Source organism: Leptobacterium meishanense (assembly GCF_037645805.1).
Lineage (GTDB): Bacteria > Bacteroidota > Bacteroidia > Flavobacteriales > Flavobacteriaceae > Leptobacterium_A > Leptobacterium_A meishanense.
Genome location: NZ_JBBEXE010000006.1, coordinates 63,772 through 77,456, shown reverse-complemented (window position 1 = coordinate 77,456; position 13,685 = coordinate 63,772). Strand labels below are relative to the sequence as shown.

At 36.5% G+C, this 13,685-nt stretch carries 12 protein-coding genes; 9 read left to right on the top strand and 3 right to left on the bottom strand.

The window, feature by feature from the left end; all coding sequences use genetic code 11:
* Window positions 1-221 precede the first annotated feature (221 nt).
* The 4 genes from lon (at window position 222) to rpsA (ending at window position 6,517) form a co-directional block, all read left to right on the top strand.
* Entirely contained in the window at window positions 222-2,675 is a 2,454-nt protein-coding gene (gene lon / locus WBG21_RS07700) for an endopeptidase La (protein ID WP_340076516.1), read from the top strand.
* A gap of 115 nt (window positions 2,676-2,790) precedes the next feature.
* On the top strand, window positions 2,791-3,822 hold the full coding sequence (gene porQ, locus WBG21_RS07695; protein ID WP_340076514.1) for a type IX secretion system protein PorQ: 1,032 nt from the start codon (window positions 2,791-2,793) through the stop codon (window positions 3,820-3,822).
* A complete protein-coding gene (gene cmk / locus WBG21_RS07690) occupies window positions 3,823-4,512 on the top strand; it encodes a (d)CMP kinase (RefSeq protein WP_340076512.1) in 690 nt (229 codons plus the stop codon). It begins immediately after the preceding gene.
* 217 nt (window positions 4,513-4,729) lie between these two features.
* Window positions 4,730-6,517, top strand: a complete 1,788-nt coding sequence (gene rpsA / locus WBG21_RS07685; RefSeq protein ID WP_340076509.1) for a 30S ribosomal protein S1 — start codon at window positions 4,730-4,732, stop codon at window positions 6,515-6,517.
* 71 nt (window positions 6,518-6,588) lie between these two features.
* On the opposite strand, the gene WBG21_RS07680 is transcribed toward rpsA, so the two are convergent.
* Genes WBG21_RS07680 through WBG21_RS07670 form a run of 3 tightly spaced genes read right to left on the bottom strand, consistent with a single transcriptional unit; the run spans window position 6,589 to window position 10,063 of the window.
* Window positions 6,589-7,542 carry a DUF6206 family protein gene (locus WBG21_RS07680; protein ID WP_340076507.1) on the bottom strand — a complete coding sequence of 318 codons (954 nt, stop codon included), beginning with the start codon at window positions 7,540-7,542 and terminating at the stop codon, window positions 6,589-6,591.
* 12 nt (window positions 7,543-7,554) lie between these two features.
* The gene (locus WBG21_RS07675; protein ID WP_340076505.1) at window positions 7,555-8,847 is read right to left on the bottom strand and encodes an aspartate aminotransferase family protein; all 1,293 of its coding nucleotides are present in this window, start codon (window positions 8,845-8,847) and stop codon (window positions 7,555-7,557) included.
* A complete protein-coding gene (locus tag WBG21_RS07670; protein WP_340076503.1) occupies window positions 8,831-10,063 on the bottom strand; it encodes an Ntn hydrolase family protein in 1,233 nt (410 codons plus the stop codon). The genes WBG21_RS07675 and WBG21_RS07670 overlap by 17 nt, the downstream gene beginning before the upstream one ends.
* 159 nt (window positions 10,064-10,222) lie before the next feature.
* Between WBG21_RS07670 and pyrR the strand changes: the two genes are divergently transcribed.
* The 5 genes from pyrR to pdxH all read left to right on the top strand — a co-directional run bounded on the left by pyrR (window position 10,223) and on the right by pdxH (window position 13,683).
* Window positions 10,223-10,762 carry a bifunctional pyr operon transcriptional regulator/uracil phosphoribosyltransferase PyrR gene (gene pyrR / locus WBG21_RS07665; RefSeq protein ID WP_340076501.1) on the top strand — a complete coding sequence of 180 codons (540 nt, stop codon included), beginning with the start codon at window positions 10,223-10,225 and terminating at the stop codon, window positions 10,760-10,762.
* Window positions 10,763-10,769: 7 nt separating this feature from the next.
* Complete coding sequence (locus tag WBG21_RS07660) at window positions 10,770-11,696, top strand: aspartate carbamoyltransferase catalytic subunit (RefSeq protein ID WP_340076499.1); 927 nt, start codon at window positions 10,770-10,772, stop codon at window positions 11,694-11,696.
* A 4-nt stretch (window positions 11,697-11,700) separates the two neighbouring features.
* A complete protein-coding gene (locus tag WBG21_RS07655; protein WP_340076496.1) occupies window positions 11,701-12,033 on the top strand; it encodes a ribonuclease Z in 333 nt (110 codons plus the stop codon).
* Between the two features lie 27 nt (window positions 12,034-12,060).
* Window positions 12,061-12,966 (top strand): ribonuclease Z, encoded by a 906-nt coding sequence (locus tag WBG21_RS07650; RefSeq protein WP_340076494.1) that lies wholly within the window; start codon window positions 12,061-12,063, stop codon window positions 12,964-12,966.
* A gap of 69 nt (window positions 12,967-13,035) precedes the next feature.
* Window positions 13,036-13,683, top strand: coding sequence for a pyridoxamine 5'-phosphate oxidase (pdxH, locus tag WBG21_RS07645; RefSeq protein WP_340076492.1), 648 nt, complete (start codon window positions 13,036-13,038; stop codon window positions 13,681-13,683).
* Window positions 13,684-13,685: the final 2 nt, after the last annotated feature.

The following is a 13,685-nucleotide window of genomic DNA, read 5'->3' as shown; positions in this document are numbered from 1 at the left end:
AATTGTTACAGTTTTAAATTGTTTTTTAGAAAAAATCGTTAGAAAGTTTTTATTTATAGTGTTCATTTATTGAATTGGCATAACAATTGTCAAGTTTAGATAGCCCTTAAAAGAAGATAATCGGTTAAAAAACTGGTTTTAAGATAGTTTAGGGCGTATAAAGTGATATCACAAGAAAAAATAAATAGGTTCTTGGTGACACAATGACCTAATAAAATCATATGGCAAAATTTAATCTACTAAATATTGACAATTTGTCACTTCAGGGAATTGATCAAGATTCGGAGTTGATCCCCTTAATGACCCCTGAAGATGAAGAAGAGATGAACAATGAATCCTTACCGGATACTTTACCGATACTTCCACTTCGAAATACAGTATTGTTTCCAGGCGTGGTGATCCCTATCACGGCGGGGCGTGACAAATCCATAAAGCTTATTAAGGAGGCCAATAATGGTAATAAAGTTATTGGTGTAGTATCCCAGAAGGATGAAACGGTAGAAGACCCTTCCATAAAAGATATAAACTCTTTAGGTACGGTAGCCCGCATACTTCGTGTACTACAGATGCCGGATGGAAATACAACTATGATCATTCAAGGGAAGAAAAGGTTTGAGATTAATGAGGTGATGACCACAGAGCCCTATATGACAGCTACGATAAGTGAAGTGCCGGAAGTTAAACCCAAAAAAGGAGACAAAGAGTTTAGAGCTATCATAGACTCCATTAAAGAGTTGGCCTATCAGATTATAAAAGAAAACCCTAACATCCCTAGTGATGCTTCCTTTGCAATAAAAAATATTGAAAGCGATTCTTTTCTTATCAATTTCGTTTCGTCCAATATGGATTTAACGGTAAAAGAAAAACAAGGATTATTGGTAATTAACGATTTACGCAAGCGTGCGTTGGCGACGCTTGAATATATGAACATTGAATTCCAGAAGCTGGAATTGCGAAAGGACATTCAGTCTAAGGTGCGCCATGATATGGATCAACAGCAGCGTGAGTATTTTTTGCACCAACAAATGAAAACCATTCAAGAAGAATTAGGGGGTACAGGGAGTTATGAAGCCGAAATAGAAGAAATGCATGAGCGTGCTGAAGGCAAAAAGTGGGACGCTAAAGTAAAAGAGCATTTCGAAAAAGAATTGGCCAAAATACAACGGATGAACCCGCAAGTGGCTGAATACTCTATCCAGAGAAATTATCTAGACCTGTTTTTAGACTTACCATGGAATGAATATTCAAAAGATAAATTCGATTTAAAAAGAGCGCAGCGTATTTTAGACAGGGACCACTATGGATTAGAAGATGTGAAGCGCCGTATTATAGAATATTTAGCGGTATTGAAACTTCGCGGTGATATGAAATCACCTATCTTATGCCTGTATGGCCCTCCGGGAGTAGGAAAAACATCTTTAGGAAAATCCATCGCAGAAGCACTTGGAAGAGAATATGTACGAATGTCATTAGGAGGATTGCGGGATGAGGCAGAGATACGTGGGCACCGAAAAACATACATTGGTGCTATGCCGGGACGAATTATTCAATCTATAAAAAAAGCAGGGAAATCCAACCCGGTGTTTGTATTAGATGAAATTGATAAACTCAGTAATAGCCATCAGGGAGACCCATCTTCTGCCATGTTAGAAGTATTGGATCCTGAGCAAAACATGGAGTTTTATGATAATTTTTTAGAGATGGGTTATGACTTGTCTAAAGTAATGTTTATTGCTACAGCCAATAACCTTGCTACCATACAACCGGCATTGAGAGACCGCATGGAGATCATTCATGTGACCGGTTATACTATTGAAGAAAAAGTAGAAATTGCTAAGCGTCATCTATTGCCCAAACAATTAAAAGAGCACGGGTTATCTACAAAGGATATGAAAATAGGAAAGCGGGAGCTTGAAAAAATTGTAGAAGGGTACACAAGAGAGTCGGGAGTTCGTGGATTGGAGAAGCAGATTGCTAAAATGGTACGCCATGCTGCTAAATCGATAGCGATGGAGGAAGCTTATAATATCAAAGCTACCGATGAAGATATTGTGAAAATATTAGGCCCTGCACGCTTGGAACGTGATAAGTATGAGAATAATGAAGTAGCAGGTGTAGTGACGGGACTGGCATGGACAAGCGTTGGAGGGGATATCTTATTTATAGAGTCCATTTTATCAAGAGGTAAAGGCAATCTAAATATTACGGGTAATTTAGGGCAGGTGATGAAAGAATCTGCGACGATAGCCATGGAATACATGAAATCAAATGCAGAACGATTGGGTATTGACCCGGAAGTATTTGAAAAATACAATGTGCACATTCATGTACCTGAAGGAGCTACTCCGAAGGATGGACCTAGTGCCGGAATTACCATGCTGACTTCTTTGGTATCATTATTTACTCAGAAACGTGTTAAAAAGAGTTTGGCTATGACCGGTGAAATTACGTTGCGCGGAAAAGTGTTGCCAGTAGGAGGCATTAAAGAAAAAATATTGGCAGCTAAGCGTGCTCGCATAAAAGAAATTATTTTATGTGAAGATAATCGTAAGGACATTGAAGAAATAAAACAAGATTACCTTAAAGGGCTTACATTTCACTATGTTACAGAGATGAGTGAGGTAATAGATATTGCAATTACTAATCAGAAAGTAAAGAATGCCAAAAAACTGTGATGCAAAAGCTAAAAAATCAAAACAAGAACCCGAAGGCATCTTCGGGTTTTGTTGTATTAAAGAAAATATTTTGCGTTAAACCCCGTTTTCAAACAAGATTCATTTACTTTGCAGCATGTGCAGTAAGAGCAGTATATATCTGGTTTTAGTGGTTTCCTTAGCAACAACTGTATCTGCTCAGATAGGAGGACGAAGTACATACCAGTTTCTTAACCTTATATCCTCGCCCCGTCAGGCTGCATTAGGAGGCAAAGTAATCACAAATTATGATTACGATGTCACCCAGCCACTATTCAACCCAGCCAGCATAAACAATGCGATGAGCAATCAACTAGCCCTTAACTATGTTAATTTTCTAGGGGATGTCAACTACGGTTCTGCATCGTATGCTTATATGTGGGATAGGAGGGTGCAAACGTTTCATGCAGGAATTACATATATAGATTATGGGACATTTGATGGAAGAGATGAACTTGGAAATGAACTGGGTGATTTTACAGGAAATGAAGTAGCTATTTCTGTAGGATATGCATTAAATATTCCATGGACTGATCTTTATGTAGGGACTAATGTGAAATTTATTTCTTCCACATTAGATCAATATAACTCCATGGGAGGCGCTTTTGATTTTGGTATTGTGTATAAAAATGAAGAAATACGTTTTAATGCTGCACTAGTAGCTAGAAATATTGGAATACAATTTACTACATATGCAGGACAACAGGAAAAATTGCCTTTTGAGATAAATTTAGGATTTTCCCAAAAGCTTCAGTATGTACCAGTTAGATGGCATGTTACTTTTGAAAACCTTCAATTCTGGAATGTAAACTTTTCAAATCCTTCACGGGAAGAACAATCTATTGGGGGAGCTGCCATTAAAGAATCTGATGGGTTTTTAAGAGAATTGATAAGACACACAATAATTGGTGCTGAATTATTTCCTGATAAGGGATTTAATATCCGGATTGGATATAATTTTAGAAGGGCAGAAGAATTACGAATAGAAGAACAACGCAATTTCTCGGGAATTTCTGCCGGATTTGGTGTAAAAATGAATAGAATCAGATTTAACTATACCTTTGCACGCTATAGTGTTGCAGCAAATACAAGTTTATTTGGTTTAATGATCGACCTTCAAAGAAAATAAATGAAAAAAATTACGATTGCTATTGATGGGTATTCTTCTACAGGAAAAAGCACAATTGCCAAGAGGCTTGCGAAAGAATTAGGCTATATATATGTAGATACAGGTGCAATGTACCGTGCGGTAACCCTTTTTGCTATGGAAAATGACCTAATAGGGGGAAAGCATACAAATATAAACGCATTAGTAAAATTACTTCCCTACGTAAAATTGAAATTTGTATTTAATGAAACATTAGGATACGCAGAAATATATTTGAACGATAGAAATGTAGAAAAAGAAATACGAACGTTAGAAGTATCCAATTATGTGAGTGAAATAGCTACTGTTACAGAGGTGCGGCAAAAACTGGTAGATATCCAAAAGAAAATGGGAAAAGACAAGGGTATTGTAATGGATGGGAGGGATATTGGAACAGTTGTTTTTCCTGATGCAGAATTGAAGTTGTTTTTAACAGCATCTCCTGAAACCCGAGCTGGCCGGAGATATAAAGAGCTTTTAGAAAGAGGGGAAAAAGTAACTTATGAAGAAGTACTAAAAAATATCACGGATCGTGATTATATAGATTCACATAGAACAAATTCACCACTCGTAAAAGCAGAAGACGCTATTGAATTTGATAATTCAGACATGGGATTAGAAGAACAATTTGAACGAGTCTATAATTATACACTTCGGTTAATTGGGAATTAACAAGTTTGATAAAGAATATATAAAAGAAACTTTTCAATTTTCCATAAATCATTTTTTACACAAACACTTGTAAATCAAATAATATAGTGGTAGTTTTGCGCTCCTTTTTTAGCAAGACTCGAAAGAAAAAAGGATATAGCAAACTAAATAACTAACGCTTCTGTGAATATGAGCTTTATCTTTCGACATAGGAACAGAATACAAACTATTCTCAGCAATGGCTGAAGCAAAAACAAAACCAGAAGTTCAGGAAGAGAGAAACCCTGAAGAATTTTTAGCAAACTTTAATTGGCACAATTACGAAGAAGGCATTGACCAAATTGAAGATAAAAAGCTAAAGGAATTTGAAGAACTTGTAGAGAAAAACTTCGTAGATACTACAGATGACGAAGTGGTAGAAGGTACAGTAGTACACCTTACAGACAGAGAAGCAATTATTGACATTAATGCAAAATCAGAAGGTGTTATTTCACTGAATGAATTTCGCTATAACCCTAATTTAAAAGTAGGTGATAAGGTAGAGGTGTTAATCGATGTTCGTGAAGATAAAACAGGGCAATTAGTATTGTCACATAGAAAAGCGCGTACTATAAAAGCATGGGATCGAGTGAATGAAGCCCATGATAAAGGAGAGATTGTAAACGGATATGTTAAATGCCGTACAAAAGGAGGGATGATTGTTGATGTATTTGGCATAGAAGCATTTTTACCCGGTTCTCAAATTGACGTAAAGCCTATCCGCGATTATGATCAGTATGTAGGCAAAACTATGGAGTTTAAAGTGGTAAAAATCAACCATGAATTTAAAAACGTAGTTGTTTCACACAAAGCACTTATTGAGGCAGATATTGAAGAACAGAAAAAAGAAATTATCAGCCAGCTTGAAAAAGGACAAGTGCTTGAAGGTACAGTTAAAAATATTACCACATATGGTGTCTTTATAGACCTAGGTGGTGTAGATGGATTAATCCATATTACGGACCTTTCATGGAGTCGAATTAACCATCCAAGTGAAATTCTTGAATTAGACCAAAAATTAAACGTAGTAATTCTTGATTTTGATGACAACAAGTCACGAATTCAACTAGGGTTAAAACAATTGCAGAAACATCCTTGGGAAGCATTAAGTGATGATCTTAAAGTAGGCGATAAAGTAAAAGGAAAAGTTGTTGTTATTGCAGACTATGGTGCGTTCATTGAAATAACTGAAGGTGTAGAAGGGCTTATCCACGTTTCAGAAATGTCTTGGAGTACCCATTTACGTTCTGCACAAGACTTTGTTAAAGTAGGAGATGAAGTAGAAGCTGTAGTATTGTCCTTAGACAGGGATGAACGAAAAATATCGTTAGGTATCAAACAATTGACACCAGACCCATGGACTGATATTACATCAAAATACCCGGTAGGGTCTAAACATAAAGGTATTGTAAGAAACTTTACCAACTTTGGGGTATTTGTAGAATTAGAAGAAGGAATAGATGGGTTGATATACATTTCAGACCTTTCTTGGACCAAGAAAATTAAACATCCTTCAGAATTTGTAAATATCGGTGATGAATTGGAAGTAGTAGTTCTTGAACTTGATGTAGAAGGAAGAAAGTTAAGTCTTGGGCATAAGCAAACAACAGAAAACCCTTGGGACAAATATGAAGAAACTTTTGCAGAAGGAACAGTTCATACTGCTGAAATTGCTGAAATAGTTGACAAAGGAGCTACTATTAATTTTAATGAAGATATTGTTGCTTTTGTTCCATCACGTTATCTGGAAAAAGAAGATGGCAAGAAGTTGAAAAAAGGGGAAGCAGCAGACTTTAAGGTTATTGAATTTAACAAAGACCTAAAAAGAGTTGTGGTTTCTCATACAGCTATCTTTAAAGAAGAAGAGCAGAAGAATGTAAAAGCAGCTGCTAAAAAAACAGCTCAGGCAGAAAAGACCACATTGGGAGATATTGATGCCTTAGCAGATTTGAAAGAACAGATGGACAAAAAGACCAAGAAAAAATAGTTTCTAGTCTCACAAAATATGAAAACCCTTTTCTGATATTGGAAAAGGGTTTGTTTTTTTAAGACATAAGGCTAGCGTTTTATTCTTCCCGGAAGAATGAATTCATACCGTTTTCGCATTAATTTTGTTTGTATAAACCGATCCATCTTTCGAACAGCCATAAATAGTTTCCATATAAACTTATCTTCTTTGTAATATATAAGTAATTCTCTTTCAGTGATAGGGCACACATCAGCCAGTAAAGGTTTATGTTGCTGTATTTCATTATTAACAACCTTTAGGCAGTTAGGAAGCAAATGAGCTAATTGCTCCTTGTATAAATTAGCCAATAAGTCAATAACTACCAATCGAAAATCATAATAACGGTCCAAGATACCTTGTAAAAAGAACTTCCTTAATAGAGGCCTTATAAATGCAGGGGCACTCAATAATAATAATTCTGCATTTAACAGCTCTTGCCTATCTTTTCGAATAAAAGGAGTGCTTGTATCTATAAATAACAATTCTGTTTCCGTAGTAATTTTAAAGTCTTTTCCATGATAGTCCTTCACGGCCCAGTTAGATATTTGGGCATCAAGACCCATTTGAAAAGCGGGGTTTTTAGCATTACGTTCCCATACTTTTAGTAACTCTCTAATAACCAATCGGAATAGGATCATCACTTCTTCTTCACTATGATGATGAATTACCTTATTCCCAATGGCATTTCCGTCAAGTTTTCTCTGTGCCAGATATGCTACATAAATTCCATTCTTTCCACGGACAGTGTATGCTTCCGATTCGGGGACATGAATCCCTATTCTTGTTAAGCTATCATTATAATTTTTGTACAACAAGCCATATTCCTCAGCTTCTTTTGCACATGAAAAAACAGGCAATCGTTTATAAGCCATTGCTCCATTGTTAATAGTAAAAACGGTACTGATTTCACCATACCCTAAAATCTTCATATCAAAAGCAGTATTCGTTTGCCTTACCGGATCAAGGGCATCTTCGAAATCTTGAAGTTTATCTGTAGAGACCATAGTCATAATGCATTAAGGTAGTAATTCGCCGAAAGCATTTTTTACCCTGAGCAGGGTTCTATAATAGGAAAGCTTTCGGGTAGCCTTGTCAATTTTGTCAATAACTTCATTGACTTGTTCCTCCTCAATAATTAACGGAGGCAATAGTTGTGTTATTCGTTTATCATTGTTAGAATAAAGAGCAAACATCCCACATTCATATGCTGCTTTGGTAAACAGTACCCCTAGGTCTTCATCCTTAAAAACGATCCCCATCATTAACCCCAATTGATTAAACCCTTTAATGTATTTTGAATGTTTAATTTGTAATCTCTGCATTGCTTCCTTGAATAAAATTGCCATGTCGTTCACATGATCCAGAAATGTAGGGTTTGATGATAACTCGAGCACTTTTAGTGCAACTTTCGCCCCAATTTCAGAACCCCCAAAAGTACTTACATGTATAAAAGGATGTTCATTGAAAAATGATTCTAAATGTGTTCGGAATACAGTAGCAGTAATAGGATAAATACCTCCTGAGAGCCCTTTTCCGGCCACAAAAATATCAGGGATAATGTCAAAATACTCAAAAGCCCAAAGTTTTCCGGTACGCCCTAGTCCTGATTGTACTTCGTCAAGAATTAACAATGCTCCGGTTTCATCACAGAACTTACGAATGCTTTTTAAATATGCTTCATCAGGAAGCACCATACCCATGGTAGCAGGGATAGTTTCTAATATAACGGCAGCTGTATTTCCGGTAATAACTTTTTTCATAGCAGCCGTATCATTAAAAGGAACTTGTATAAATCCGGGTGACATTTTTCCAAAAGGAGCCCTATAAGCTTCATCACCTGCAGCTAAAGCAAAGCCGGTATGCCCATGATACCCTCCTTCAATACTTACAATTTCATTTCGCTTGGTATAGCCCCGGGCCAGCTTTATGGCCAGATCAATGGCTTCTCCACCGCTTACCCCAAAAACAGTACAGTCAAGGTCTCCTGGGGTTAGTGAAGCTATTTTTTTTGCTAATGCTGCTCGCCCGTTACTTATGAAGTGATGGTTACCAATATCATAATCTTTGGTAGCTTCATGTAAAGAAGCAATAACATTAGGATTTCGATGCCCCAAATTAAAGACGCCTCCATTAGAATGACAGTTGATGAGTTTTTTACTTCCGGTAATATCCCAAAAATAAACCCCTTCACGCTCGCCCATTACAATGTCCATCTTGTATTTTTCGAAAATGGCCACTTTTCCACTGGAAACGTGCGTGCGGAAATCTTCAATAATTTGTTTCTTTTCTTTCTTACTGAACTGTTTCACTTTTTAAGGTTTTATATTGAAGAAATTGTGAATCAACGTATGCAGTTTCTTTTTCATAACAGGCAAGGATAGCTTTTTTTAGTGCTTGCAGGTCCGTTAGATGTTCATTAATAGATTTTATGAATGAATTTTCAAGTTTGTTGCGCTGTTGTTTTATATGCATTGAGAAATAACGGTGTTTTTTCACATAGTTCTCAGAAAGCAATCTATTGGTCTTAAAATATTTCAGACTTAATTTGGGTGTTTCCAACCAGGGAAGGTCATCATCAGAAAGCTCCCAAATTAAAGGTTTATACAAGGAAACACATGGATTAGGGGTACTAGTATGCCAAACAACAAATTGATTATGCGTATAGGTGACCACCATAGAATTAGTAGTTTCTGATTTTACTAGTATTCCCGGATGCACGCATACTGATTTCATTCCGTGGGTTATTTTATCATCGTTTCGTATGTGTGACCTTAGGGTAGTGAAAACATCATTTAAATGGGTTATTTTACTTGCAGCATTGCAAGTGTGTTTTTGACGAAGGTCCCCTTTAGAGAAAAACACAAAAAATTTATGTTCAAAACGGTTCTTGAAGTTTACCTCCTTATTTGATAAATTGCTTTCTTCATAATCATTTTTTAAACTATAGGCATTCGAAATGGAAGCATAATCGGTTATCTCTTTTTTGGCCCAGTTTTTTCCGGAAGTTTCAACAAGGATGGCTTTATCAAAATCTTTTATCAGAAAAGAGTTATGGTACCTTAATGTGCCCGAGTAGCTCCCATTCCCCCCTTGGCCATAAATTTCAATTAGGTTGATTATGATATTTGCTGCTTCCTCAGCACTTCCTCCATTATGAAGAGCCAGTCGAAGGATGTCCATCCCAAGCAACCCTTCTTTACTCTGTTTTTCTTTGGAGAACACAGCTTCATTTCCAATAGAAACCCCTTTTTCATTTACGCCCATCTCAGCCCCCCACATCCATATTGGTCTTGAGATAATAGCCCCGTATGGGTGATTGAATTCTTGAAATACTTTTTTTAATTGCTGGAATGGGCCTTTAGTGTACTTTGAGAGTTTTTCTAATAAAAAGGCTGTTTTAAAATCAGCTTTTGCGTCTGTTATTTTTTGGATGATTTGTGGTTCACCGGGATCCCGGTCTGAATTTTTGGCGAAAAAAGATTCATTAGCCGCATTGTTTTTAAATAATACAAAAGTATCGCACATTAGAAGGCGTGTTTAGTTTGATTGTAGTATAGGGGTTAGTAAATATACAAATAAAGCAATTGTCCGTAATTAAACTTTTCTTTTTAATGAAGAATGTAATAGAGGATATTCCTTAAAAATCTGTACTTTTGTAACCTGCATACGTTTCGAACTGTCGTTATGAGTCAAAAAGTACTGCTTTCTTCTAAAGAAATTGATATCATCCTTCATCGCTTAGCATGTCAACTTATTGAAAACCATCTCGATTTTAAAAATACGGTACTCATTGGGATACAACCCAGAGGTATTTATCTGGCTAACCGTTTGGTCAGGATATTAAAGGAAGAATATCATATTAAAGCAATACAACTGGGTTATTTGGATATTACTTTTTACAGAGACGATTTCCGTCGAGGTGAGAAAACGTTAGAAGCCAATAAAACCCATATAGACTTTATAGTAGAGAATAAAAAGGTGGTTTTTATAGATGATGTATTATATACCGGGAGGAGCATACGTGCGGCATTAACCGCCATACAATCATTTGGAAGGCCTACTGAGATTGAATTATTGACGCTTATAGACCGGAGGTTCAGTAGACATTTGCCAATCCAACCTGATTATCGGGGACGTCAAGTAGATGCTATTAATGAAGAGAAAGTAAAAGTGATGTGGAAAGAAAATGACGGAGAAGACGCGGTTCATTTAATAAATAAATAACACAATAATGAGTGAATTAAGTGTCAACCACTTATTAGGAATAAAATACCTGAAAAAACAGGATATACAGCTTATTTTTGAAACAGCTGATCATTTTAAAGAAGTCATCAACCGCTCTATAAAGAAAGTTCCCTCATTAAGAGATATTACGATAGCCAATTTATTCTTTGAAAATAGCACACGTACCAAGCTTTCCTTTGAGCTGGCTGAAAAGCGGCTTTCAGCAGACATTATCAATTTTTCAGCATCACAATCTTCCGTAAAAAAAGGAGAAACCCTTATCGATACGGTCAACAACATCCTGTCTATGAAAGTAGACATGATTGTAATGCGGCACCCTAATCCTGGAGCAGGCGTTTTTCTATCTAAACATGTAAATGCCAGTATTGTAAATGCTGGTGACGGGGCGCATGAACACCCTACCCAGGCATTGTTAGATTCATATTCCATAAGAGAACGTCTGGGAGAAGTTGGTGGAAAAAATATTGTCATTGTTGGGGATATTCTACATTCCAGGGTTGCACTCTCTAATATATTTGCATTAAAACTGCAAGGTGCCAATATAAAAGTGTGTGGTCCCAAAACACTTATCCCAAAACATATTGCCTCTTTAGGAGTTGAAGTAGAAACAAATTTGAGAAAGGCATTGGAATGGTGTGATGTAGCCAATATGCTACGTGTACAAAATGAACGAATGGATATCAGTTATTTCCCATCCACGAGGGAATACACACAACAATATGGGGTAAACAAAGCATTATTAGATTCGTTGAACAAAGAGATTGTAATTATGCACCCGGGACCTATTAACAGGGGAGTAGAAATTACGAGCGATGTGGCTGATTCCAAGCAAGCAATTATCCTGAACCAGGTAGAGAACGGAGTAGCTATACGGATGGCGGTCATTTACCTTTTAGCATCAAAAATTAAATAGTGAAATGGTTTTTGACAAGCAAGGAAATACCACAATTATTACAAAAGAACCGGGCTCTATAGAAACGTTCTTGTCTAAGTATAAAGCATCGTATCCTGAATTTAAGAATGATCATATTATACTGAACCTTTTTTCATTTGACGCTTTTGAACAGGAAACCATAGCAGCTTTTTTACAGCTTTCTGAAGCACACAAAAAACATAAAAAATCATTTGTGATGGTTACTGATAAAATTACGTATGAGGAGCTTCCCGATATGCTCATAGTAGTGCCAACAATACAAGAAGCGCATGATGTTATTGAAATGGAAGAAATAGAGCGCGACTTGGGTTTTTAAAACCTATAAAAATTTCATGCTAAAAAAATGAAGTTAACGATCCTAGGTTGTTACTCAGCAACCCCCCGTACTTTTAAGAACCCGACAGCACAGGTTTTAGAAATGAAAAACCATTTATTTTTAATTGATTGTGGGGAAGGGACACAGGTGCAACTAAGAAAGCAAAAGATAAAATTTTCTAGGATACAACATATTTTTATTTCACACTTACACGGGGATCATATTTTTGGATTACCGGGATTAATTGCTACATTTCGGTTATTGGGAAGGGAAAAAGCGCTGCATATTTATGGGCCTAAAGGAATAAAAGAAGCGATTACATTATTGTTAAAATTAGGGGATTCGTGGACAAACTATCCACTTATTTTCCATGAGCTGAATTCAAAAGAAACCAAACTTGTTTTTGAAGATAAAAAAGTGACTGTCCAGACAATTCCGCTCAACCATAGAGTATATACCAATGGGTTTTTGTTCAAAGAAAAGCCTAGAGAACGAAAATTAAATATGGATGCAGTGCTGAATTATGAAATTGACAAAGTATATTATCAGAATATAAAAAACGGAAAAGATATTACTTTGGATAATGGACAAGTAATACCTAACAAAACACTCACTTATGACCCACCGCCGCCAAAGAGCTATGCATATTGTAGTGATACGGCATACCATCCTGAAATGATCCCTTTGATCAAAAATGTAGAAGTATTGTACCATGAGGCTACTTTTTTAAACCAACATGAGCATTTAGCCTCGCAAACCAAGCATGCAACTGCTGAACAAGCAGCCCAAATAGCACATCAGGCAGCTGTTAACACGCTTATTCTAGGGCATTTTTCTACCCGCTATGATACAATAGACGTGTTTAAAAAAGAGGCACAAACGGTATTTAAGAATGTTTTATTGGCAGATGACGGAAAAGAATTTGAATTTTAAGCAAACTTTTTTCATATCACTTTTACATCCTCTCATTATCTTGTAAATTGCAATTTGTAAACCCGGAGTATGGAAAGCGATTTAAGCAATTACAGAAAATCCTATCAGAAGAACGAACTTCTAGAAACGGATATCCCTGAAAACCCTATGGAGCTATTCCAGAAGTGGTTCTATGAAGTAGAAAAGTTGGGAGGTACTGACGAGGCCAATGCTATGCAAATTGCCACTATTGGGTTAGATGGCTTTCCTAAAACACGTGTCGTTCTTTTAAAGAAGTATACCTATGAAGGGTTCATTTTTTATACCAATTACAAAAGTGAGAAAGGAAAGGCTATTGCAACAAACCCGAATGTCTGTTTATCTTTTTTTTGGCCGAATGCAGAGCGACAGGTTATTATAAAAGGCACTGCTGAGAGAATAGCGACCAATCTTTCCGATGGGTATTTTGAATCGCGTCCAGAAGGGAGTAAATTAGCAGCTATTGCTTCCAACCAAAGTGAAACAATACCATCTCGTGATGTTTTGGAGTATAAATTAGAAGAGTTAAGCACGCTATATAAAGGAAAGGAAATCCCACGTCCGGAACATTGGGGAGGCTATTTGATAAAACCGGTTTCCATAGAGTTTTGGCAGGGAAGACCTAATCGGCTTCATGACCGGATACGCTATGTATTAACAGATAAGTTAGATTGGGAATATGAACGTTTAGCACCTTAGAA